Source organism: Aeromonas sp. 62-46 (assembly GCF_001898585.1).
GTDB lineage: Bacteria > Pseudomonadota > Gammaproteobacteria > Enterobacterales > Aeromonadaceae > Aeromonas > Aeromonas caviae.
This window is the reverse complement of the sequence record NZ_MKUI01000058.1, coordinates 458,996-482,138: the sequence shown is the minus strand read 5'-3', so window position 1 is coordinate 482,138 and position 23,143 is coordinate 458,996. Positions and strand designations below refer to the sequence as shown.

General features: G+C 64.0%; 17 protein-coding genes. 8 read left to right on the top strand and 9 right to left on the bottom strand.

Translation table 11 applies throughout. The annotated features are described in order from the left end of the window. Positions 1-44: 44 nt before the first annotated feature. Genes BGO64_RS19990 through BGO64_RS19970 form a run of 5 tightly spaced genes read left to right on the top strand, consistent with a single transcriptional unit; the run spans position 45 to position 5,439 of the window. A complete protein-coding gene (locus BGO64_RS19990; RefSeq protein ID WP_039039225.1) occupies positions 45-359 on the top strand; it encodes an ArsR/SmtB family transcription factor in 315 nt (104 codons plus the stop codon). Continuing rightward, complete coding sequence (locus tag BGO64_RS19985; protein WP_042881673.1) at positions 356-769, top strand: YeeE/YedE family protein; 414 nt, start codon at positions 356-358, stop codon at positions 767-769. Before BGO64_RS19990 ends, BGO64_RS19985 begins: the two co-directional genes overlap by 4 nt. A gap of 13 nt (positions 770-782) precedes the next feature. After that, positions 783-1,229: a YeeE/YedE family protein gene (locus BGO64_RS19980; protein ID WP_039039223.1), complete on the top strand. Its 447-nt coding sequence runs from the start codon at positions 783-785 to the stop codon at positions 1,227-1,229. A gap of 39 nt (positions 1,230-1,268) precedes the next feature. Continuing rightward, entirely contained in the window at positions 1,269-2,288 is a 1,020-nt protein-coding gene (locus tag BGO64_RS19975; protein ID WP_043154738.1) for an efflux RND transporter periplasmic adaptor subunit, read from the top strand. Beyond that, entirely contained in the window at positions 2,281-5,439 is a 3,159-nt protein-coding gene (locus BGO64_RS19970; protein WP_286701248.1) for an efflux RND transporter permease subunit, read from the top strand. The genes BGO64_RS19975 and BGO64_RS19970 overlap by 8 nt, the downstream gene beginning before the upstream one ends. Positions 5,440-5,472: 33 nt before the next feature. Here the strand turns inward: BGO64_RS19970 and BGO64_RS19965 are convergent, their stop codons facing one another. Further along, complete coding sequence (locus tag BGO64_RS19965; protein ID WP_447503428.1) at positions 5,473-7,917, bottom strand: diguanylate cyclase domain-containing protein; 2,445 nt, start codon at positions 7,915-7,917, stop codon at positions 5,473-5,475. A gap of 411 nt (positions 7,918-8,328) precedes the next feature. On the opposite strand from BGO64_RS19965, the gene lplA reads away from it, so the two are divergent. Then, positions 8,329-9,342, top strand: coding sequence for a lipoate--protein ligase (gene lplA / locus BGO64_RS19960; RefSeq protein WP_286701247.1), 1,014 nt, complete (start codon positions 8,329-8,331; stop codon positions 9,340-9,342). 176 nt (positions 9,343-9,518) lie between these two features. Then, positions 9,519-11,213, top strand: coding sequence for a pyridoxal phosphate-dependent decarboxylase family protein (locus BGO64_RS19955; RefSeq protein ID WP_286701246.1), 1,695 nt, complete (start codon positions 9,519-9,521; stop codon positions 11,211-11,213). Positions 11,214-11,287: 74 nt separating this feature from the next. Here BGO64_RS19955 and BGO64_RS19950 read toward each other — a convergent pair whose 3' ends face one another. The 7 genes from BGO64_RS19950 to BGO64_RS19920 all read right to left on the bottom strand — a co-directional run bounded on the left by BGO64_RS19950 (position 11,288) and on the right by BGO64_RS19920 (position 21,112). Continuing rightward, entirely contained in the window at positions 11,288-11,665 is a 378-nt protein-coding gene (locus tag BGO64_RS19950) for a copper-binding protein (protein WP_286701245.1), read from the bottom strand. Positions 11,666-11,709: 44 nt separating this feature from the next. Next, positions 11,710-14,838, bottom strand: a complete 3,129-nt coding sequence (locus BGO64_RS19945) for an efflux RND transporter permease subunit (protein WP_286701244.1) — start codon at positions 14,836-14,838, stop codon at positions 11,710-11,712. A gap of 73 nt (positions 14,839-14,911) precedes the next feature. After that, on the bottom strand, positions 14,912-16,429 hold the full coding sequence (locus BGO64_RS19940) for an efflux RND transporter periplasmic adaptor subunit (protein ID WP_286701243.1): 1,518 nt from the start codon (positions 16,427-16,429) through the stop codon (positions 14,912-14,914). A gap of 282 nt (positions 16,430-16,711) precedes the next feature. Further along, on the bottom strand, positions 16,712-17,200 hold the full coding sequence (locus BGO64_RS19935) for a hypothetical protein (RefSeq protein ID WP_043154755.1): 489 nt from the start codon (positions 17,198-17,200) through the stop codon (positions 16,712-16,714). Between the two features lie 183 nt (positions 17,201-17,383). Beyond that, positions 17,384-18,190, bottom strand: coding sequence for an exodeoxyribonuclease III (gene xthA, locus BGO64_RS19930; RefSeq protein ID WP_010673667.1), 807 nt, complete (start codon positions 18,188-18,190; stop codon positions 17,384-17,386). Between the two features lie 252 nt (positions 18,191-18,442). Further along, the gene (locus BGO64_RS19925; protein WP_029314056.1) at positions 18,443-19,405 is read right to left on the bottom strand and encodes an ion channel; all 963 of its coding nucleotides are present in this window, start codon (positions 19,403-19,405) and stop codon (positions 18,443-18,445) included. 60 nt (positions 19,406-19,465) lie between these two features. Continuing rightward, positions 19,466-21,112 carry a response regulator gene (locus tag BGO64_RS19920; RefSeq protein ID WP_286701242.1) on the bottom strand — a complete coding sequence of 549 codons (1,647 nt, stop codon included), beginning with the start codon at positions 21,110-21,112 and terminating at the stop codon, positions 19,466-19,468. Between the two features lie 269 nt (positions 21,113-21,381). Between BGO64_RS19920 and BGO64_RS19915 the strand changes: the two genes are divergently transcribed. Beyond that, a complete protein-coding gene (locus tag BGO64_RS19915) occupies positions 21,382-21,807 on the top strand; it encodes an Hsp20/alpha crystallin family protein (RefSeq protein WP_286701241.1) in 426 nt (141 codons plus the stop codon). Between the two features lie 41 nt (positions 21,808-21,848). Here the strand turns inward: BGO64_RS19915 and BGO64_RS19910 are convergent, their stop codons facing one another. After that, a complete protein-coding gene (locus BGO64_RS19910) occupies positions 21,849-22,892 on the bottom strand; it encodes an FAD:protein FMN transferase (protein ID WP_286701240.1) in 1,044 nt (347 codons plus the stop codon). Positions 22,893-23,143: the final 251 nt, after the last annotated feature.

Genomic DNA, 23,143 nt, shown 5'->3' with positions numbered 1-23,143 from the left:
TTTTATACAATAGAACAAATATCAGCAATTGCTAATTTAATCTTATGAGCCACTTCGACGAGATGAACCGACATGCGACAGCCGCCGCCGGCCTGCTCAAGGCGCTGGCTCATCCCGAACGCCTGATGGTGCTCTGCCAGCTGGTGGAAGGGGAGAAGGGGGTCGGGGAGCTGCTGGCCCACAGCCAGCTCGGGCAGTCGGCCTTCTCCCAGCAACTGTCGGTATTGAAGCGCCAGGGCCTTATCCGCTCGCGCAAAGTCTCCCAGCAGATCTACTACTCCCTGGTGAGCGAGGCGGCGGCCGATGTGCTGGCGGCGCTGCAAACCCATTTTTGTCACTCAGATGAGGAAATTCGATGATGGAAAGCCAATGGCTGCTCTCGTTGGGGGGCGGCATGCTGGCGGGGCTCTCGGCCCTGATCCTGATGTTGTTCAACGGCCGGGTGGCCGGGATCAGCGGCATTCTGGCCGGTGCAATGCAGTACAAGACCCCCTGGCGGGTGCTGTTTCTGCTGGGATTGGGACTGGGGGCCTGGCTGGCGCTGACCCTGGGTTGGGCCACCATGCCCGCCTTTGATGCCTTGCCCGGCTGGCCCGTGGTGCTGCTGGCCGGCCTGCTGGTGGGCATCGGCACCCGCCTTGGCAATGGCTGCACCAGCGGTCACGGCATCTGCGGCATGGGGCGGCTGTCGACGCGCTCCGTGGTGGCGACGCTCACCTTTATGGGGATGGGCGTGGCGACCGTGTTCTTTACTCACCACATGTTTTGACGGGTTGATTGCCATGAAATTGCTGACAAGTGTGTTTGCGGGTCTGTTGTTCGGGCTGGGAATGGCCCTCTCCGGGATGATGGATCCGGCGCGGGTCACCGGGTTTCTCGATCTGGCCGGTGCCTGGGATCCCAGCCTGGCCTTCGTGATGGGAGGGGCCCTGGCTGTCTTCATGCCGGGCTACTTCCTGCTGGTGAAACCCCGTCGTCTGAGCCTGCTGGGGGAGCCCATGGCCCGGGTTCCCGCTCCCGTGCTGGATCGCCGCCTGATTGGCGGGGCCGCACTGTTCGGGATCGGTTGGGGCCTGGTGGGCATCTGCCCAGGGCCTGCCTTGAGTCTCATTTCCAGCGGACAGCCCATGATATTGTTGTTCATCGGGGCCATGGCGGCCGGGATCCTGCTGGTGGACAAGGTCTGGAACAGGGTGCTGGAGAAGGCTCGCCAGCACCGTATTGCCTGAGTTTTCAAGGTGCCCATGAGCCAGGGAAGGAGAATCATGATGAACACAATCCGGTTGCTGGTGACCACCCTGCTGGTCATGACATCCACCCTGGTGGCGGCCGAGGAGGCCAAGGGGTCGCTGACGCTCACCCCGCAGCGCGTCACCGACTGGCTCACCCTGAGCGGTACCGTGAGCGCCATTCATCAGGGGACGGTCGCGGCCCAGACCAGTGGCCGGGTCTCCCGCATGTTGGTGGATGTGAACGACGAGGTACAGGCCGGGCAACCCTTGCTCGAGATAAGCGGCAAGGAGCAGTCTGCCGCCGTGACCGGCGCCGAGGCGCGGGTGGCCAGGGCCCAGGCCCAGCAGGTGGAGGCCGAGCGCCAGCTCACCCGTTATCAGGCCCTCATCGCCAAGGGGGTGATCACCCGGGCCCAGCTCGACAACGCCCAGGCAACGGATCGGGCCGCCCGCGCCGAGGTCAATGCCGCCGAGGCCGCCCTCATCCAGGCCCGGGAAGCCTACGGCTATACCCGTATCCTCGCCCCCTACGCCGGGGTGGTGACCAGGCGGCTGGTGGAGCTGGGGGAGACGGTGGCCCCCGGTACGCCGCTGCTATCCGGTTTCTCCCTGGGCGAGCTGAGGGTGGAGCTGGAGCTGCCCCAGTCCGCGCTGGCTCTCGCCGGCCAGCCGTCGGATGTGCAGGTGCTGCTGCCTGGTGGCAAGGCCGTGACTCCCGTCAAGCTGACCCGCTTCAACTACGCCGACAGCCAGAGCCACAGTTTCCGGCTGCGCCTCGATCTGCCGCCGAACACGGCAGGGGTGCTGCCCGGCATGTGGCTCAAGGTGCAGCTCAAACAGGGTGAGCGTCAGGTGTTGCAAGTGCCGGAGCCCGCCCTGCTGCGGCAGGGGGAGTTCAACGGCGTCTACCTCAAAGAGGGGGAGGGCTGGGCCCTGACCCCGGTGCGGGTCGGCCACTGCGAGGCTGGGCTGTGCGAGGTCTTGGCGGGTCTCAAGGGCGGTGACACCCTGGCCCCCGATGCCTGGACCCGTCAACAGGAGGTGTCCCATGAGTAGCGAGCTGAACGGCAACCATGGCCACCTGGGGCCGGCGGGTCGGCTGGCGGCCCTGTTTCAGGGCTCGGCCATCACCCCGCTGCTGGCGCTGGTGTGGCTCTTGCTCGGCCTCTTTGCCGTGCTGGTGACCCCCAAGGAGGAGGAGCCCCAGATCGATGTCACCTTCGCCGACGTCTACATTCCCTTCCCGGGAGCCAGCCCGGCAGAGGTGGAGTCCCTCGTCACCACCCCTGCCGAGCAGGTGGTCTCCCAGATAAAGGGGATAGATACCCTCTACTCCTTCTCCCAACCCGATGGCGCCCTGCTGGTGGTGGTGTTCAAGGTAGGCGTGAGCCGGGAGCAGGCCATCGTGGATCTCAACAACCAGCTCGACTCCAACCGCGACTGGTTGCCACAGGGGATCGGAGTCGGTCAGCCACTGGTAAAACCCCGGGGGATCGATGATGTTCCCATCGTCAGTCTGACCCTCTGGAGCAAGCAGCTGGGGGCCTCCGATCTGACCCGGGTCGCCCACGAGCTGGAGACCGAACTCAAGCGCATTCCCGGTACCCGCGATATCTACACGCTGGGCAGCCAGCGCGCCGTGCTGCGGGTGATGCCGGATCCGGCGGCCCTCAGCGCCCATGGCATCAGCTGGGGCGAGCTGAGCCAGCGACTTGCGGCCGCCAACCGGGTGGGCAGCGAGCAGGCCATGGTGCAGGATAACCGGGAAATCAAGGTGCAGGTGGGGCAGTTCCTGCAAAGCGAGCAGGAGGCCCGCGAGCTGGTGGTAGGGTTGCAGGGCGGCAAGCCCGTCTACCTCGGTGAGGTGGCCCGGGTGGCGCTTGGGGAAGAGACCCCGGTCCAGCGCAGCTGGATGGGGCAGGGGCAAGCCAGCTACCCGGCGGTGACCCTGGCCATCGGCAAGCAGCCGGGGCAGAACGCGGTGGAGGTGGCCAAGCGGGTGGAGGCACGGGTGGAGAGCCTCAGGAACCGGCTCATCCCGGCTGGCGTCGAAGTGACGGTGACCCGTGACTACGGCGTCACCGCCGAGACCAAATCCAACACCCTCATCGGCAAGCTCATCTTTGCCACCACGGCGGTGGTATTGCTGGTGCTGGTGAGCATGGGGTGGCGCGAGGCGCTGGTGGTGGGGGTCGCCATCGTCATCACCCTGGCGCTGACCCTGTTCGCCTCCTGGGCATGGGGCTTTACCCTCAACCGGGTGTCCCTCTTTGCCCTTATCTTCTCCATCGGCATCCTGGTGGATGACGCCATCGTCGTGGTGGAGAACATCCACCGCCATCGCGGCCTGGGCAAGGGGTCGCTCAAGGATCTCATTCCGGGCGCGGTGGACGAGGTGGGGGGGCCGACCATACTGGCGACCCTGACCGTCATCGCGGCCCTGCTGCCCATGGCCTTCGTCAGCGGCCTGATGGGCCCCTACATGAGCCCCATCCCCATCAATGCCAGCATGGGGATGCTTATCTCCCTGCTGGTGGCCTTCATCTTCTCCCCCTGGCTGGCCAATCACCTGCTCAAGCGCGAGGGGCATGTCGCCCACGGTGAGGCTAAGGCAGGTCTCTTTCACCGGCTGATGACTCCTTTCCTGATCGGTGATGGCGCCAAGCGCGCCAGACGCAAGCTCTGGCTGGTGGTGTTGCTGCTGGTCGGGGCTGCCGCCGCCATGCCCATGGTGCAGTGGGTAGTGCTCAAGATGCTCCCCTTCGACAACAAGTCGGAATTCCAGCTGGTGCTCGACATGCCGGAGGGGGCGACCCTGGAGCAGACCGAGCGCACCCTGCTGGCGGTGGGTCGGGAGCTTGCCAGGGTGCCCGAGGTGAAGGATTACCAGATCTACGCCGGCACCGCCGCCCCCATCAACTTCAACGGGCTGGTGCGCCACTACTTCATCCGCAGCGGCGCCAACGTGGGTGACATCCAGGTCAATCTGGTGGACAAGCATGAACGGGATCGCAGCAGTCACGAGATTGCCCGGTCGGTGCGTGCGCCCTTGCAGGCCATCGCCAGAGCGGCAGGGGGCAATCTCAAGGTGGTGGAGGTGCCCCCGGGACCGCCTGTCTGGTCACCCATCGTCGCGGAAGTGTATGGCCCGACGCAGGCCGCCCGTGAAGCCGCTGCCCGCGCCGTACAGGCCCGCTTTGTGGCCACGGCGGATCTGGTGGACGTGGACATCTATCTGACCGACCCCCAGCCCAAGTGGCGGCTGGTGGTGGATCGCGCCCAGGCGGCCCTGCTCGGGGTCGATCTCGGGGATCTGGTGGCGACCCTCAACGGGGGCGTGGGTTATCAGGATGCCAGCTGGCTGCAGGGGCACGGCGCCAAGTATCCGGTGCCGATCCGCATCGAGCTCGCCCCCGGTGACAAGCGGGATCTGACCGGCATCCTGGCCCTCAAGGTGCGCAGCCAGAGCGGCCAGCTGGTGCGGGTCTCCGAGCTGGTGAGCCGTCGTGACGAGGTCGCCCCCAGCTACCTCATGCACAAGAACATGCAGCCCATGGTGATGGTGGTGGCTGACATGGGCGGCCATGCCGACAGCCCGCTCTACGGCATGTTTGCCGCCGGTGCCGACATCTCGCTGCCACAGTATTACGTGCATCAGCCCGACAAGCTGGGGGAGGTAGCGCTCTTGTGGGACGGGGAGTGGAAGATAACCTACGAGACCTTCCGCGACATGGGGCTGGCCTACGGGGTGGGGATGATCCTCATCTACCTGCTGGTGGTGGCCCAGTTCCGCTCCTATCTGGTGCCGCTCATCATCATGGCCCCCATTCCGCTCACCCTCATCGGGGTGATGCCGGGTCACGCCCTGCTGGGGGCCCAGTTCACCGCCACCTCGATGATCGGGATGATCGCGCTGGCCGGGATCATCGTGCGCAACAGCATCCTGCTGGTGGATTTCATCGAGCAGCTGCGGGCGAGTGGCGTGGCGTTCGAGCAGGCGGTGATCGAGGCGGCGCAGGTGCGAGCCAAACCCATCATGCTGACGGCGCTGGCGGCCATGATAGGGGCGCTTTTCATCCTGGATGACCCCATCTTCAATGGCCTCGCCATCAGCCTGATCTTCGGGATCCTGGTCTCCACCCTGCTCACCCTGGTGGTGATCCCGCTGCTCTACTACAGCCTGCTCGTTAGCCGAAGTCAGAGGTAAATACAGGGGGCACGTGCCCCCTGTTTTCTGGTATCACACCGCCTCGCGGGTATCGCAGGTTTTCATCAGGGGGAAATAACGGCGATCCGCCTGGCTCATGTGGCCCACGACCAGCTCCTGGATGATGAAGTTGAGCAGGGCGTCGTTGCCAAGGGTGCCCGCCTGTGCGGCCGCCATTAGCTGACCGGCTTTTTTCAGCAGATGCTGGTGCTCCTGGCGATGGGGCGCCAGCTCCTCATAGCCGTATTGCGCGAGGACCTGCTCTTCGAAGAGGAAGTGCTGGCGCGCCATCTCGAATATCTGCGCCATGTCTGCCAGCAAGGCATCCGGATGGATGCCGGGATCCTGCATGTGCTCGAGCAAGCGGTTGGCCAGCAAGAAGAGCTGGCGATGTTCCTCATCGATGCGGGGGTGGCCGCATGCGTGGGCGGGCTGCCATTGCAGGGTGCCGGGGAGGGGCTCCTGCCCGGAGGAAAACAGGCAGACTCTGCCCCGGCCATGGTGCTTGGCCTGATACATGGCCTGATCGGCGTGGTGCATCAGGGTCTTGGGATCGGCGCCGTGATCCGGGTAGAGGGCGACCCCTATGCTGCCGGAGATACGCAGCGCCTGTTGTTCAAGCTGGAAGGGGTGATGCAGGCAGCGGTGCAGCTTGTCGGCGACCGCGAGGCCTGAGGCATCCGTATCGGGCAGCATGATCACGAACTCGTCCCCCCCAAGGCGTGCCACCAGGTCTTCTTCCCTGACGCACTCCCCCATGCGCTCGGCCACCAGCTTGAGCAGCAGGTCGCCGGTTTCGTGGCCGAAGGTGTCATTGATGGGCTTGAAGTGGTCGAGATCGATGAAGACCAGGGCCAGGGGCTGCTGTGGAGCCTGCTCCAGGGTCTCCTTGAGCCGCTGTTGCAGCAGGCGGCGGTTGGCCAGGCCGGTGAGGGGGTCATAGAAGGCGAGGCGGCGCATCATCTCCTCCCGGGCCGAACGTTCGGTGACATCCCGGGTCACCCCCAAAATGGCGTCCGGTCTTGTGCTGGTGCTGCCGTGCAAGGTGGTGACCGTCTCTATGGTCACCAGATGACCCTGCTTGTGGCGCAGCTGGGAGTGGATGACGCACCGGGTCTGCCCATGATCCCCCCGTTGCCAGGCCTCGAGGGAGACGGTGATGCCGTCGCGAAGCTGTTTCCAGGACTCATCGGGGAGCAGCTGGCGCAGGGAGAGGGCAAAGAGTTCGGCGGGTTCATAGCCGCTCAGGGATGCGATGGCGGGGCTGATGTAACGAAAACGCAGGCTATTGGTATCCATGGTCCAGATCACGTCGCCGCTGTTCTCCGCCACGAAGCGGTAGTGCTGCTCGCGCTGGGCCAGTTCCCGGGTGAGCCGCTGTCGGTCACTGGCCTCTTCCCGCAGACGCAGATAGAGGTGGAGGAAGACGCCGAGCAGGGCCAGCAGGGAGAAAGAGATCAGCATGGCGATGGCCACGCTCCTGTCGAGCAGTTGGCGCTGCTGACGAAGGCTCGCCTGGGTACTGTTGTAGAGGAAGGAGGTGAGGTTGGGCACCGCCTTGATCATCCCGGCCTCCTGGTAGGTGCGGGCGATCTGCTGCCAGCGATCCTGCTGCATGTAACCGGGCTCGATGATGTCGGGCTGCATCAGGGTCCGGGTTTCACGGGCCTCGAAGGCGAGCGCCTCGCGCCCGGCCCCGCTGGGGTAGTGCTCCAGGATCAGGTTGATCATCTCCTCGGGATGATCCATGGCATAGCGCCACCCCTTGAGGCTGGCCTGCAAGAAGCGCTGGACCCGCTCCTGCTGATTGATGACCTCACTCTCCGAGGTGAAGAGGTTGTCTCCGTAGAAGTCGTAACCGATGTCGCGGGGGCTGAACACCCGGAAGGGAATGCCCAGTTGCTGCAGGGTGAAGGGCTCGGTTGTGCTGTAGGCGCTGATGACGTCCGCCTGGCCCCTCAGCAGTGCCTGGACCCCCCGCTCGTAGGGCAGGGTCTCCCACTGCCGGCTGCGGGTGTAGCGATGCAGGTAGGTGAGCAGCTCGTTGGAGCCGGGTTCGAGCATCAGCCGCTTGTTGGCCAGATCGCCCGGGGTTTGGATATCCGGCCGCTCCAGGGTGATGAGCATCAGGGGGGAGTGCTGCAACATGGCGGCGAGCACCACCACAGGGCGGCCTGCTGCCCGGGCCAGCAGCAGATCGCTGCCGCGGATGCCGAACTGGGCGCGACCCGTGGTGACTTCATTGATGACGTCGGTGCCCGGCCCCGCCTCCCGCAGGGTGACCTGCAGGCCGGCCTCCCGGTAGAACCCCTTGGCGATGGCGGCGTAGTAACCGGCAAACTGGAACTGGTGCTGCCAGGGAAGTTGCAGGATGACGCGCTCATCCGCCCTGAGGTGAGCCGTGGTCAGGGTGGCAATCATCACCCAGAAGGGCAGAAGCCAGCGTACAGGCTGGCGAGATGCATCGGACTCCGTCATACCGCTGTTCTCTCGGGAGGTGCTCTTCTGGCTAGAGTCAAACAATTTCCTGTTATTCGCAAGGGGAGCAAGCCCCAATAAGATGGGGCGCGGGAGGCATTAAAAGTCATTTTTGTGTCATTCATCACGTCAATGGGCGTCACGGCTCATTTTGAAACCTTGTTGACTCGTCACCGGCCCGGTGAAAAGGGCATTAGGTGTCATTCCAGGAGGGATGGCTGCCGCCTCTATTCTCGCCTGTTAATGACAAACTGCGTGTTTTCGGCAATTCCCTCTTATCTTCTCCTGTCGTATCAGAAGTTGATGCTCTTGTCCGTATCGGGTGTCGACCTGTGGCGGTCGGGGGACGCCTTCCTTCGTTCAGGGTGGTATGGTAGTCATCCGTTTCCTGTTTCCCGAGAAGGTCCTGTCATGTCTTCCTTGCGCCTGCTGCTCTCCGACTCCCACGATCCCCTGTTCAACCTCGCGGTGGAGGAGTGCATCTTTCGCCAGATGGACCCGGCCCAGCGGGTGCTGTTCCTGTGGCGCAACGACAATACGGTGGTGATAGGCCGGGCCCAGAACCCCTGGAAGGAGTGCAACACCCGCCGCATGGAAGAGGACGGGGTGACCCTGGCCCGGCGCAGCAGCGGGGGCGGCGCCGTGTTCCACGACCTTGGCAACAGCTGTTTCACCTTCATGGCGGGCAAGCCCGGCTATGAGAAGAGCGTCTCCACCGCCATCGTCATTGATGCCCTCGCCAGGCTCGGTGTGAGTGCTTTTGCCTCCGGGCGCAACGACCTGCTGGTGGCGACCCCGGACGGGGATCGCAAGGTGTCGGGTTCGGCCTACCGGGAGACCCATGATCGCGGCTTTCACCACGGTACCCTGCTGCTGGACGCCGATCTCGGCCGCCTCGCCCACTACCTCAATCCCGACCCCAAGAAGCTGGCGGCCAAGGGTATCAGCTCGGTGAGAAGCAGGGTGGCGAACCTTGGCGAGCTGTTGCCTGGCCTGGGTCATGAGCAGGTGGTGCAGGCCCTGTGCGACGCCTTCTTTGCCCATCACGGTGAGGTGGTGCAGCCCGAGCATATCTCCCCCGAGCGGATGCCCGACCTGCCCGGCTTTGCCGAGATCTTTGCCCGCCAACGCAGCTGGGAGTGGAACTTCGGCCATGCTCCCGCCTTCAGCCACCTGCTGGAGGAGCGCTTCCCCTGGGGCGGGGTCGAGCTGCATTTCGATGTGGAGAAGGGGGTGATAGGGCGGGCACAGATCTTCAGTGACACCCTGGACCCTGCGCCCCTGGATGACCTGGCCGCACGCCTGCCCGGGGTGGCCTATCGTCCCGAGGCCATCGACGAGTTGCTGCGTCAGTGGCGGGCGACGTTTTCGGCCAACCCCGAGCTGGAAGGGTTTTCGGCATGGCTGCTGACCGCCCTGCGCTGACCTTGCCCATGACCAGGATCACAAGATGAACAGGGGAAAAGAGGGAAGAGGGGGCGCGGCGCCCGTCAGGGCGCCAACATGACAAAAAGTAGGGCAGACCATTAGTTATTGTCTCTGTTGATAGAGGTGTCACTGGAGTATAAAAACCGCACCTCAGCAGTATCAATGGTATAAAAATGAATCACTTGGTCTATCTGAAAGATGAGGGCGTCAACGCCGTCTCCCCCGAATTCGCCCGCCGTTTTGCCACCGTCAAAGCCCATTTCTTCTCCCGCAATCCCGATCTCTGGCCGGTCTTTCGCGAGCCCGGCTTTGCCACCCTCAACGAGTTTCGCGCCCGTGGACTGGCGCCGGATGCGCGGCTCAATGCCTGGCCCGATGGTCGCGCCCGTCTGGCGGATCTCTGCGAAACCATGCCGGTGCCAGCCACCATGCGCACGCCGGGGGAGCCCATGGCGGAGCTGCTGTTTGCCGGCGCCTTGTCAAAGGATTGGGAGAACCCCTCCAGCGTCGAGAACGTCATCACCATGTCGGCGGATCCCGCCATCTATGGCGCCCAGATGGGTATTCTGGCCAATCCCAACCTGGTCTACTCCGAATACGCCGGGGTGGCCGAGGAGCTGGAGAAGAAGGTGGTGCGCCAGATAGCGCTGCTGGCGGGTTACGACCCGGCCCGCGCCACCGGCATCTTCACCCAGGGGGGGACCTTCTGTAACCTCTACGGCTACCTGCTCGGCATCCGCAAGAGCCTGCCACAGGCCAAGCACAAGGGGCTGGGCCACTATCAGGATTACCGCATCATCAACTCTCAGGGCGGCCACTACTCCAACATCACCAACCTCTCCCTGCTCGGGGTGGACATAGAGAACAAGACCATCCGCATCCAGGTGGGTGAGAACAACGACATCGATCTCGACCACCTCGAGCGTACCCTGACCGCCTGCTTCGCCCTTCATCACGTGGTGCCCACCATCATGCTCACCATGGGCACCACCGACACCTTCGGGGTGGATAGGGTCAAACCCGTGGTCGAGCTGCGGGATCGCCTCTGCGAGCGGTTCGAGGTGGCGGTCAGGCCCCACATCCACGTCGACGCCGCCATCGGCTGGTCGATGATCTTCTTCCTGGACTACGACTTTGCCGCCAACCCGCTGGCCATCAACGCCGCCACCCTGGCGGGGATCGAGCGCAACGTGAGCCGCTTCGCCGAGCTCAGATATGCCGACTCCTTCACCGTCGACTTCCAGAAGTGGGGCTATGTGCCCTACACCTCCAGCCTGGTGATGATCAAGGAGCAGAGCGATCTCAAGGCGATGGAGAACGACCCGGAGAACTTCTCCTACTTTGAGCGGGACATTCAGGGTCAGACCCACCTGCAGTCCACCATCGAGTGTTCCCGGGGGGCGAGCGGCCTGTTCGGTGCCTATGCGGCCCTCAACTACCTGGGGGTGGAGGGCTATCGCACCGTGCTGGCCCACTGCCTGCAAAACGCCAACTACTTCCGCTTCCGGTTAAGCCAGCTCGGCAACGTCAAGCTGGTGGCCCAGGAGAACCAGGGGCCCAGTGTCGGCTTCAAGATCTACAACCCCGAGTGGGTACAGGACCCCGAGGCGGAGTTCGCCTTCGAGCTGGCCCGCAGCCCGGATGCGGCCTACAAGGCGCGGCTGGCCCGCAACACCGAGTATCACCGCAGCCTGTTCAAGGGACGCGGCAAGGTGGGGCTCTACACCAACTGGGTGGAGGCGGTGGCGCACTCGGAATACGACGAGCGCGGCAAGTATTCCTACATCGCCGGCGAGAAGGCGGTCTTTATGAACCCCGCCTGCGGCCGCGAACAGATCGACGCCTTTATCGCGCATATTCGTGGCTGAAATAGCCACATGTTGTGATGTCATAAATAAAGACGGCGGGATGATCCCGCCGTCTTTTATTGAAATGACTCCGCTTACTGTTTCTGGATGGCGGTCACGGTGAGCTTGCCGGCCGGATTCTCGGCATGAAAGCGCACCGTATCCCCCACCTTCAGATCCTTGAGCAGGGCCGGATCGGCCACTCGAAACACCATGGTCATGGGGGGCATCTTGAGGTTGGTGATCGCTTCGTGCCTGATCCCCAGCTTGCCATTCGCGGCATCAAGGTGGGTGATGGTCCCCTTGATCAGGGTCTGCTCGGTTTGCATGGCGGCCATGCCGTGGCCCTCATGGTTCATCCCCTCCATTTGCGCCATGTCGTGCCCCTGGTGGTTCATCATCTCCTCTGCCTGCAGGCTGGTGTGGGTGGCAAGGCCGAGCAGCAATGTCAGGGTCAACGTCTTGTAATTCATGATCTTTTCCTCGTCGTTTATTCAAAGTCGGTGGTGAAGTTGGGTCAATCGGCTTGCCGGGTTTCGGTCTTGCCAAGGCTGCGGCTGCGCCACAGGTAGTAGGCGGCGGGCAGTACCAAGAGGGTCAGACCTAAGGCGCTCACCATGCCGCCAATCATGGGGGCGGCGATACGCTGCATCACCTCGGAGCCGGTGCCTTGGCTCCACATGATGGGCAAAAGGCCGGCAATGATGGTGACCACCGTCATCATTTTGGGGCGCAGGCGCAGGGCGGCGCCGTGGATCACCGCCCGGTGCAGGCCCGCCTGGTCCGGCTTGCCGCTGGCAACGAGCTCGTCCCAGGCGTGGTTGAGGTAGACCAGCATCAGGACGCCGGTCTCCACCGCCACCCCGGCCAGGGCGATAAAGCCCACTCCCACCGCCACCGAGAGGTTGAAGTCGAGCAGCCAGAGGGTCCAGATCCCGCCCACTACCGCCAGCGGCAGGGTGGTGAGAATGAGCAACACCTCCTGGAAGCGGCGAAACGCCAGATAGAGCAGCAGCACTATGATGGCGACGGTGAGCGGCACCACGTAGGCGAGGCGCGCCTTGGCCCGCTCCATGTACTCATATTGGCCGGACCAGGTGAGGGCGTAGCCCGCCGGCAGCACCAGCTGCTTGTCCACCTCGGTCTTGGCCTCTGCCACAAAAGAGCCGATGTCGCGGCCGCGAATGTCCACGTAGACCCAGCCGTTGAGGCGCGCGTTTTCACTGCGCAGCATGGGCGCCTCATCGCTGATGTAGACCCGGGCCACGTCCGCCAGCGCGATACGAGCGCCACTCGGAGTGACCACCGGCAACAGCTCGAGGCTCGCCACCGAGTCGCGATAGCTCTGGGGGTAGCGCAGGTTGATGGGGTAACGCTCGCGCCCCTCGATGGTCTGGCCCACCTCCATGCCGCCCACTGCGGTGGCGAGCACCGCCTGCACGTCGGCGATATTGAGGCCGTAGCGGGCCGCCTTGAGCCGGTCTATGTCCACCTTCACATAGCGGCCGCCCGCTACCCGCTCGGCGTAGACCGATGAGGCGCCCTCCACCTTGCCGATGATCTGTTCCAGCTGCTGGCCGAGCTGCTGGATCACCTTGAGATCGGGCCCCGCTATCTTGATGCCGACCGGGGTCTTGATGCCGGTGGCCAGCATGTCGATGCGGGTCTTGATGGGGGGCACCCAGGCGTTGGTGAGACCGGGGAAGCGGATGAGGGAGTCTAGCTCCTCCTTGAGCTTTTCCGGGGTCATGCCGGGGCGCCATTGGTCGCGTGGCTTGAGCTGGATGCTGGTCTCCATCATCACCAGGTCTGCAGGGTCTGTGGCCGATTCGGCGCGCCCCGCCTTGCCGAACACGTTCTGCACCTCGGGCACGGTGCGAATGAGCTTGTCGGTCTGCTGCAAAATCTCCCGCGCCTTGCCCACCGAGATATTGGCCGCTGTGGTGGGCATATACATGATATCCCCCTCATCGAGCGGCGGTATGAACTCAGAGCCCAGGTACTTGAGCGGCCAGAAGCCCGCCACCGTCACCACGGCGGCGATGGCCAGGGTGGTTTTCGGGCGGGCCAGGACGGCCTTGAGCAAAGGCACATAGCCCTGGCTCAGCCAGCGGTTGAGCGGGTTGGCCTGCTCCGCCAGCACCTTGCCACGGATGAAGTAACCCATGATCACCGGTACCAGCGTGATGGCGAGCCCGGCCGCCGCCGCCATGGCATAGGTCTTGGTGTAGGCGAGGGGGTGGAACATCCGCCCCTCCTGCGCCTCCAGCGCGAACACCGGCAGGAAGCTGATGGTGATGATCAGCAGGGAGAAGAAGATGGCGGGCCCCACCTCTATGCTCGCCGCGGTGATGATGCGCCAGCGGTTCTTGTCGGTGAGCGCCTCTCGCTCCATGTGTTTGTGGACGTTCTCGATCATCACGATGGCGCCATCCACCATGGCGCCGATGGCGATAGCGATGCCGCCGAGCGACATGATGTTGGCGTTGATCCCCTGCAGGTGCATCACGATAAAGGCGGTCAGGATGGCGATGGGCAAGGAGATGACCACCACCAGCGACGAGCGCAGGTGGAACAGGAAGGCGAGGCAGACCAGCACCACCACCGCGAACTCCTCCACCAGCTTGCCGGAGAGGTTGTCGATGGCGCGCTGGATAAGGTCGGAGCGGTCGTAGACGGTGATCACCTCCACCCCCTCCGGCAGGCTGCTTTTCAGCTCCGCCAGCCGTGCCTTGACCCCGTCGATGGTGTGCTGGGCATTCTCGCCATAGCGCATGACGATAATGCCGCCCACCACTTCCCCCTCACCGTTGAGCTCGGCCAGACCGCGCCGGCTCTGGGGGCCGGTGACTACATCCGCCACGTCACCCAGCAGCAGTGGGGCGCCGCGCACATTGGTACCGAGCGGGATCTGCTTCAGATCCTCGACGCTCTTGAGATAGCCGTTGGAACGCACCATGTACTCGGCTTCCGCCATCTCGATGACGGACGCGCCGATCTCCTGGTTGCCCTGCTTGATGGCGGTCTCGATTAGGGAGAGCGGGATGCCGTAGGCGCGCAGCTTGTCCGGGTCGACCCGCACCTGATACTGGCGCACCATGCCGCCGACGGTGGCGACCTCGGAGACCCCCTCCACCGTCTGCAGCTCGTACTTGAGGAACCAGTTCTGCAGGGAGGTGAGCTCGCTGAGGTCATGCTTGCCGGTTCTGTCCACCAGCGCGTACTGATAGACCCAGCCCACCCCGGTGGCATCGGGGCCGAGCTGGGGGCGGGCGGAGGCGGGCAGGTTGGGGGCAACCTGGCTCAAATACTCCAGCACCCGGGCGCGGGCCCAGTAGAGGTCGGTGTTGTCGTCAAACAGCACATAGACGAAGGAGTCTCCGAAGAAGGAGTAGCCGCGCACCGTGGTGGCCCCCGGCACCGCCAGCATGGCGGTGGTGAGCGGGTAGGTCACCTGATCCTCCACCACCTGGGGTGCCTGGCCCGGATAGGCCGTCTTGATGATCACCTGCACGTCGGAGAGATCCGGCAGGGCATCCACCGGAGTTTGCTTGACCGACCAGAGCCCCCAGGCGGTGAGCATGAGGGTCAATAGCAGCACCAGAAAGCGGTTGCCCACTGACCAGCGAATAATTGACGGGATCATGATTGGGCTCCTTGCTCATTGGGTGCAGAGAGCTGAGCCGGTTTGTCGGCAAGGTAGCAAATGATGGCAGGGATCATGGCTTGGCTCCCATATCGTGCTGGCTATGGTCCATGCCTTCCATCTTCTCCATCTCATCCGTTGCGGGCTTGGCGGTGTCGCCAGTTGCCGGCGCTTGCTCCTGATGGATGGTGGTGATGCGGTACTCATCCCCCTCCTGCATTACTTGCAGGTGCAGGGTCTGTCCCTCGGCCAGCTTGCTGATATCGACTCCGTCGGCGACGGTGAACTCCATCTCCATGGCGGGCCACTGCCACTCGGGGATGGGCTGGTGGGAGACCATCAGGGTGCGGTTGGCCAGATCGACGCTTTCAACCTCGCCCTGGGTCCACACCTGGGCGGGGCGTACCGCCGTCATGCGCTGAAAGTCCGAATCGATGGCCGATTCGGAGTCGAGCAGAAACTGGGCCGAGCTGACGATGTTATCCCCCGCTTCCACCCCCGCCTTGATGGCGACCTTGTCGCCAAACTGGGGGCCGAGAGTGACGGCGACCGACTTGAAGTTGCCATTCCCCAGCGCCAGCACCAGCCGGTCTTGGCTGCCGGTGCGGATCACCGCTTCGCTCGGTACCACCAACCGGGGTTCTCCCTGCCCAGTGCGAATGCTCACCTTGGCGAACATATTGGGTTTCAGAAACTCGTCCGGGTTGGCAAAGCGCAGCCGCACCTTGAGGGTGCGGGTGGCGGCATCCAGGGTCGGGTAGAGGTAATCGACCCGGCCCTGCCAGTGGCGGCCGGGGGCATAGTCGAGGGTCATGGTGACCGGATCGCCCACCTTCAGCTGGGCCGCCTGGCGCTCGAACACCTCGGCACTGACCCACACCTGCTTGAGGGTACTGATGTTAAAGAGCGCTGCTGCGGGCTCCACATACTGGCCTTCGCGCACCTTCAGCTCGGAGACATAACCGCTGCTGGGGGCGTAAATGCTGATGGTTTCGCGCACCTGACGGGTGCGCTTGAGGGCTGAGATTTGATCTGCCGGCACCTGCAGGGACTTGAGCTTGCCCTCGGCGGCGCGCAGCAGCAGTGGGTTGGCGGTGTTGAGAGCGAGCAGGTATTCGTGCTGGGCGTTGACCAGATCCGGCGCGTAGAGCTCGTAAATCAGGCTTCCCTTGCTCACCTGCTGCCCCTCGCTCTTGATGGCGAGGGTGCGGATCCAGCCAGCCATGCGGGCGTTGACCGCCTCCAGCCTGTCCTCATCATAGCCGACGTATCCCACTGTCTCGATCTGCTGGTGGATGGGGAGCTTCTCCACCTTGGCGAGCCGCACCCCCAGGTTCTGCTGGATCTCGGGGCTGATAGTGACAGTGCCCGGCGAGCCGCCCTGTTTTTCCTCATAGACGGGGATGAAGTCCATCCCCATGTTGTCCTTGGCGGGAGCATCGCGCTTGTCGCGGGGATCCATGGGGTTGACCCAGTAGAGCGGCGTCTTCTCCTTGGCCGCAGTGCCAGTGGGGGTCTGTTTGGCGGCCCAGTAGCCGCCACCGGCGCCGAGGGCGAGCAGCAGGGCGGACATCAACAACGTCTTGTTCATGACAAGCCTCCGACGCACGGGAGGCGAAGGCAGGGCTGGCACGGCTGCGTGCAGGCAGATCGGGTAACGGGGGTGGATGACATGATATCTCTTCTCTTCTGTCAGGCCGCCAGTGTGGTGGTGTGCGCGGGAAGGGCATCACCACGAGGCGGCAAACGGGGCGCAGCTGTGTCAGCGCGCACGGCTCCCTGCGAGCGGGCCGGCTTGGCCGGGGCGCAGGGTCAGGCAAGGCGGCAGAAAACGGGCAAGCGAGGCTTGCCGCTGCCGCGAGAGAAGCGCTTTCTAGTGGCGCAGCACCGACAACATCAGGTGTCGGCGCGGCCAGGAGGGAGGGTGGGTACCGCGGGATCGCAGGAAGGGATCCCGCAACCAGTTGTCCAGCAGGGGGGCGAGGCGCCACGAAGGGAACAGCAGCAGGGGAAGCAGCAGTGACAGCAGCAGGCCGAGCAGGGGCGGCGCACTGGTGGCGCCGAAGACGCCGCTCTGCATCTGGCACTCCTCCCCGGGCGGGGCCGCCTCACTCTGGGGGCCGCCGTGGCAGGAGAGAGAGGCTGTGTCGGCCTGGTGCATGGCGGAGTGCTGCACAGGCTCGCTCTGGTGCAGCCCATGAGACAGGGGGGACTGCGCCGGAGTCAGGATGGATGCGGATGCGTCGCTTGGCAGGGCGGTGGCCGCCCCATGCCAGCCGATGCACAGGGTGAGATTGCAGACGAGCATCAGCCCCAGCAACAGCCGGGCGATGAACGTGGTGGGCAATCTCGATGAGAGCATGGGTGGCTTCCCTGTGACGGATGGGCCGAATCTAAACCTTGCCGAAAGGAGAAGGTCAAGGCCTGGCAAGCGCCGTCTGCCTGGGAATTGATATGGATTAAGAAAGGGCGGGGCAGTGAACAAAAAAAGCCCCCGCATGGGCGGGGGCAGGTTCTTTTGGCGAGGGCTAGCCTGACGTGGGGATCAGGCGAAGCAGGTCCAGATTGGGGCGTGATCCGAGGGCTTGTCGATGCCGCGCAGCTCGTAGTCGATGCCGGTCTCGGTCACTTTGTCCTTGAGGGCGTCGGAGGCCATGATGAGGTCGATGCGCAGGCCCCGGTTCTCGTCAAAGCCCCTGGAGCGGTAGTCGAACCAGGAGAAGCGCTCGCACTCGGTGGGGTTGGCGGCGCGGAAGGTGTCGGTCAACCCGAAGCCTTTCAGGCGCTCCATCCATTCCCGCTCGATGGGCAGGAAGGAGCACTTGCCATCCCGCAGCCAGCGCTTGCGGTTCGCCTCACCGATGCCGATGTCGAGATCCGTGGGGGAGATGTTCATATCCCCGATCAGCGCAATCTGGTCGTCCGGGGTGTGGTGGGTCTCGAGGTAGTGCTGCAGGTCTTCATAGAACTTCTGCTTGGCCGGGAACTTGGTCTCGTGATCCTGGCTCTCCCCCTGGGGGAAGTAGCCGTTCATCACCTTGATGACGGAGCCGTCTTCCCGCTTGAAGCTGGCCATGATCATGCGGCGCTGGGCATCTTCCGGATCGGTGGGGAAGCCCTTTTGCACCTCGATGGGAGCCTGCTTGCTCATGATGGCGACCCCGTAGTGCCCCTTCTGGCCGTGGAAGACCACGTGGTAACCCATGGCCTCCACATCCGCGACCGGGAAGGCTTCGTCGTGCACCTTGATCTCCTGCAGGCCGATCACGTCCGGCTGGTGCTTGTCGATAAGGGCTTGCAACTGATGAAGACGGGCGCGCAGGCCATTGATATTGAAAGAGATGATCTTCATGTTCGGGGTGCTCATGTCGTTTTTGTTCGTCGCTTATTGGACTAGGAATCCGCGATGGATGCAAGTTCGGGGACTGTGACTGGCGCAGCGGCTCGGGAATCTGTTCACGATCTGTCGCGTGAGGCTGTCAGCAAGGTGACGCGCAGCAGAGGAACCTGAGTGTATATGTATACATGAGAGCGCCTGGCGACACATAAGCGAGCAGCACATGAGCCTTGGAAGCGGCTTCCCAGCAAGATCGTGGACAGGTTTCTAGCGGGTCATCTTCTTGACAAACACCACCACGAACAGTGCCAGCGTGAAGCTGCCGGTAAAGGCTTCGAAGGCGGCGAAGATCCGCGACAACCCCACCGGGGTGAAGTCCCCATACCCCAGCGTGGTGAAGGTCACCACGCTGTAGTAGAGGCACTCCATCAGGAAGATGGCGTTCTGCTCCAGAGGAGCGTCCGGGCGATAGATGAGGTGGGTGCCCGCGAAGTTGAGGCCGCAGAAGAAGTAAAAAATGCTGCAGATGACAATGAGCAGCAGGGAGAAGAGCACCACCCGCATGGGGGCCTCGCCGTAGCCGCAGAAGAGATCCACTATCCAGGAGGCGAAGCGGCGGTAGGACCAGAACGGCATCTGCAGGCGGCGCATGGTGAGCTCCTGCTGGATGTAGCGACCGGACATGGTGAAGATGCCCTGGGCCTCCGAGGCCTTGCGCAGATCCCGGTAGGTCTCCTCCGCCTCCTTGAACCAGACGCGGGCCTGCGCCGGGTCCCGCTCGCGGCGCCCCTTTCTGTCCTGCATCAGCCGCTTGCCCGTCTCCAGGTTGTCGAGGCGGGTGTTCTTCCAGCGGATGCCGAGCAGGTTGACGTCGTCGAGGGTGGCGCAATGGAGGTTCGCTTCGCTCAGATCGGCCTTCATCAGGCTGCCGCCCTTGATGCGAATGCCATAGAGGTGTGCCCCTCGCAGGTTGGCGCGATAGAGGTTGCACTGCTCCAGCAAGAATCCCTCCGGACCCTGCCTGTTCACCAGGTTGAGATCCGCCAGCTCGGCGCGGGCCAGTTGCAGGCCGTGGCACAGGCCTCCCTGGCGCACATAGCGCTCCAGCGCCTCGGCGGTATCAGGGGTGTTGTGGGCCGCAGCGGGGTCGTGCCAGCGGCAGAGATCATGATCCCCTGCCTCTTCGGTGCAGTGGCGGCCATCGGCCACCAGGTATCGGCACATTGCCATGGTGTTGCCCCTCCCTTCCCTGAGTCAGTATCAGCATAGGTGAGGGGAGGAGGGGGGATATCAGCTGTGCTGATGATATTCCTGGCGCAGCTTGCGAAAACGTTCCTGCTGGGCGGGGTTGAGGGGGATGCCCTCCAGCACCTCCAGGGTCTCCTTGCACTCGGCGCCAAACTCCGGGCTCTTGCGGTTCTTCTGCATGAGTTGCAGCAGCACCTGGATCTTGTTGAGGGCGGCGCCGGTATTGGCGGGCGCCCGGCGCAGGGCCTCGCGAAAGTGGCCGAGGGCCTGCTCCAGCTCTCCGGCCTGATAGGCCTTGATGCCCAGATCGTTGAGCTGCTGATAGCGCTGGCGCCGCTCCTGCACCGTCTTGTCATCCCGGGTCACCTGGATGCAGGTGGTGAGCAGCCGATCCTCATCCTCCGCCAGCAGGGGTTGCAGGCTCTCGGCGTACTCGAACTCCCCGAGCTGATAGAGGGCGAGTATGGTCTCGCCAAGGAGAGCCGGAGGCATGGTGGCGGGCTCGTCCAGCCAGTTCTGGTTGGCGCGATAGAGCATCTTCTTGCCCTTGAGCAGCTCCCCCAGGGCGATGCGCACCCGGGCCTGGCAGATCTGCTCGAACACCGGGTAGTTGAACTCCGACATCATCAGGGAGTCGCGGATGCGCGACAGGGCGGAGTTCACCTGCTTTTGCAGGTTGGCGATGTGGTAGCCGTCGTTGCTGTTGAGGGCGTACAAGGTGAGGGTCTGGATATAGGCCCCGAGATAATGCGGCGTGCGGTGGATCGAGTTGCGCGACAAGTCGATGAGGGCGAGCAGCACGTCCTTGGCCTGGGCGTAGTCGTGCCGTTGCAGGCACACCTCCGCCAGACGGCGGGAGAGCTGCACCGACTGGGGAGAGATGTCCACCGCCCGGCGCAGCTCCTGCTGGGCCTGCTCGTCATTGCCCAGCGCCAGCAGGGACTCCGCGAGCCAGAGGTAAGCCTCCACCATCAGGGGGGTGTGTTTCAGGGTGGCTTGCAGGTGGCTCACCGCCTCCTCGTGCAGACCCAGGGTATGGCACGCCTTGCCCAGGGTGAGGCGAGCCCAGCTGTTCTCCTGCCCCGCCAGCAGCTGGCGCATCAGGCTGCGGGCCTCCTTGGCCTGGCCCAGCTTGAGCTGGGTGTCGGCCTGCAGGCAGCGGCAGAAGTTGGCAAAGCGAGGCACCGCGTCCGCCTGTTTGGCACAGGCCTCCACCAGGGCGGGCAGATCGTCCCGGGTAAGGGCGCTGAAGACGCTCTCCAGCGCCTGGCGCCGGGCGAGGGCGCGTTTGAGGCGAAACGAGAACTGCTCCTGGGAGAAGGGCTTCATCAGGTATTCGTCGGGCTCGGCTTCCAGCGCGCTCAGCACCATGGCGCGGGAGCCGTCGCTGCTGACCATGATCACCACGCTCTGGGGCGGAATGAGTTGCTGATCCCGCAGGCTTTCCAGCAACTGGCGGCCGTTCTCGCCCGCCCCCAGCTCATAGTCGAGCAGATAGATGTCGAAGTTCTCTTTCTGGCAGCGGCGGCGCGCCTCGTCGGCGGAGTTGGTGTAGGTGATGCGGTTGATGCCGATGTTGATCAGCATCGCCTTCATCATCATCTGGAAGGAACGCTGTTCGTTGACCAGCAGGATGCGCTTGGGCTTGGGCTGGGGTTTCTTCTCGGGTACGGAGTCCGGTGTCTGCATCTGTCTGGCATCAAGGCGCTACGGGCTGGTGGGAGAAGTGTGCCACCAAAGTCCGCAGGCAGGCAATTGCACATGGGGAGGGGCCCCGGTTTTTCCCGCAGACCTTGGGTGAAAAAAGGGTGTCTTGCCTTTGATCCCGGTCAAGGGAAGGTGAGTTGGCACTGGCAGGCGCTGTCCCGGTTTTTAGACTTGAAGAGCGTCAGCATGCGGGAGGCGGCAGGGGGCAGGGTGCCCGTCTGCTCCCTTGCCCGCTCACAAGGAGGGATCAGATGAGTTTGCTACCGAGTCGCACCAGCCTGTTTGATGACCTGTTCCACGACATGGCCTCCGGCTTCTACATCCGCCCCCTGCACGGGGACCCGTTGCCCGGCCAGATCAAGCTGGATCTGCGGGAGAGCGGGGATGACTACCTGCTGCAGGCGGAATTGCCCGGGGTGGCGAAGGAGGACATCCACGTGGACGTGCACGGCAAGCTGGTGACCCTGAAGGCGGAGATCCGCCAGTTTGACAGCCAGAACAATGATGAACGGGCCCTGCGCAGCGAGCGCTACTATGGCAGCGTGTCGCGCAGCGTCGAGCTGCCGGTGGAGGTGTCGCCAGAGCAGGTGAGCGCCCGCTTTGACAACGGCATCCTCACCCTGCGCCTGCCCAAGCAGGCGGCCAGCCCCGCGCCCCACCGCATCCCCATCGAATAGGCGGTCAGTGAACGAGGCCCCGCACTGCGGGGCCTCGTCATTCAGGGCTGCTTGCGCACCAGATAGGGGGCAAACTCGGGGGTGTGGCTGGCGGCAAAGCCCGTGGTGGTCTTCTCGATGAGATAGACCGCCAGCTTGTGCTCCCTGGCAAAGGCCATCGCCCGCTCGGGGCCCATCACCATGAGGGCGGTGTCGAGGGCATCGGCCTCCAGGGCCGTGGGGGTGATGACGGTGGCGGAGACCAGCTTGTGGGTCACGGGCTCGCCGGTGGCAGGATCGATGATGTGGGAGTAGCGCTTGCCGTCGAGCTCGTAATAGTTGCGATAGCTGCCGGCGGTGCTCACCGCCATGCCGCTCGGGGTCACCACGTCCTCGATGGCGCCCGGTCTGTCCGAGGGCTCGACGATGGCCACCCGCCAGGGATTGCCCTTGTCGTTGTGCCCCTTGCTGCGCACCGCTCCCGCCACCTCGATGAGGTAGTTGTGGACCCCTTTTTGCTCCAGCAGCCCGGCTATCTCGTCGGAGGCCGCCCCCTCGCCCAGGGTGGAGAGATCCAGATAGAGGTCTGGGATGGCCTTGCCGAGCAGGAAGTGATCCCCCTCGGGGGTCAGGGTGAGCTTGTCGATGCCGACCCGCTCCCGCGCCTTGGCGATCTGCTCTGCGCCGGGCCGCCTGACCGGGCGCTTGTCCGGCCCGAATCCCCACAGATTGACCAGGGGGCCCACGGTGACATCGAGAACCCCCCGGGTGAGGTGCCCGGCGTCAATGCCCTGTTGCACAATCTTCGCCATGGTGGCCGGGATGACCTGGGGGGGCTGCCCCGTTCCCTGATTGAAGCGGGAGATGAGGGAGCCCGGATCATAGGTGGAGATCTCCTTGTTCAGGCGTGCCAGCAGCGCCTCCACCTCCTGATGCAGTGCCCCCTGTCCGCCGGGGAAGGGGTCGCTCAGGGTCACCGCATAATAGGTGCCCATGGTATTGCCCTGGATGCGGGTCTGGGTCGGGGCCGGCTGGCAGGCGCCAAGCAGCAGGATCAGGGAGAGCAGCAGGGTGCGCGTCAGCGCAGGCGCAAAGGGGAACTTCATCTCTCATTCTCGCGGGAGTCATCGACGGGGGAGCAGCTTAGCCAACGGCTGCGGTGTTGGCGAGTGGCCGTGGGCGGGAAGGCCGCAAATAATTAAGCCAGACGGGGATGTGAGCAACCCGCTTTGGGCCCGGGGTCGGGAGAAAAGAAGTGACCGGGCCCTCAGGCTGGCCCAAAAGCCATCGTCCTTCGGCGACATTTGAATACAATGAAGATCGATCCTGACAGCATCTTTGCGGGTCGCGCCCACGG

Bases quoted from the DNA above. Each gene is read 5' to 3' on its own strand.
- BGO64_RS19975 (WP_043154738.1), top strand. From the start codon at position 1,269: ATGAACACAATCCGGTTGCTGGTGACCACCCTGCTGGTCATGACATCC.
- BGO64_RS19990 (WP_039039225.1), top strand. From the start codon at position 45: ATGAGCCACTTCGACGAGATGAACCGACATGCGACAGCCGCCGCCGGC.
- BGO64_RS19955 (WP_286701246.1), top strand. From the start codon at position 9,519: ATGAATCACTTGGTCTATCTGAAAGATGAGGGCGTCAACGCCGTCTCC.
- BGO64_RS19925 (WP_029314056.1), bottom strand. From the start codon at position 19,405: ATGGCAATGTGCCGATACCTGGTGGCCGATGGCCGCCACTGCACCGAA.
- BGO64_RS19940 (WP_286701243.1), bottom strand. From the start codon at position 16,429: ATGAACAAGACGTTGTTGATGTCCGCCCTGCTGCTCGCCCTCGGCGCC.
- BGO64_RS19965 (WP_447503428.1), bottom strand. From the start codon at position 7,917: ATGACGGAGTCCGATGCATCTCGCCAGCCTGTACGCTGGCTTCTGCCC.
- BGO64_RS19970 (WP_286701248.1), top strand. From the start codon at position 2,281: ATGAGTAGCGAGCTGAACGGCAACCATGGCCACCTGGGGCCGGCGGGT.
- BGO64_RS19980 (WP_039039223.1), top strand. From the start codon at position 783: ATGAAATTGCTGACAAGTGTGTTTGCGGGTCTGTTGTTCGGGCTGGGA.
- BGO64_RS19915 (WP_286701241.1), top strand. From the start codon at position 21,382: ATGAGTTTGCTACCGAGTCGCACCAGCCTGTTTGATGACCTGTTCCAC.
- lplA (WP_286701247.1), top strand. From the start codon at position 8,329: ATGTCTTCCTTGCGCCTGCTGCTCTCCGACTCCCACGATCCCCTGTTC.
- BGO64_RS19945 (WP_286701244.1), bottom strand. From the start codon at position 14,838: ATGATCCCGTCAATTATTCGCTGGTCAGTGGGCAACCGCTTTCTGGTG.
- BGO64_RS19910 (WP_286701240.1), bottom strand. From the start codon at position 22,892: ATGAAGTTCCCCTTTGCGCCTGCGCTGACGCGCACCCTGCTGCTCTCC.
- BGO64_RS19985 (WP_042881673.1), top strand. From the start codon at position 356: ATGATGGAAAGCCAATGGCTGCTCTCGTTGGGGGGCGGCATGCTGGCG.
- BGO64_RS19950 (WP_286701245.1), bottom strand. From the start codon at position 11,665: ATGAATTACAAGACGTTGACCCTGACATTGCTGCTCGGCCTTGCCACC.
- BGO64_RS19920 (WP_286701242.1), bottom strand. From the start codon at position 21,112: ATGCAGACACCGGACTCCGTACCCGAGAAGAAACCCCAGCCCAAGCCC.
- xthA (WP_010673667.1), bottom strand. From the start codon at position 18,190: ATGAAGATCATCTCTTTCAATATCAATGGCCTGCGCGCCCGTCTTCAT.
- BGO64_RS19935 (WP_043154755.1), bottom strand. From the start codon at position 17,200: ATGCTCTCATCGAGATTGCCCACCACGTTCATCGCCCGGCTGTTGCTG.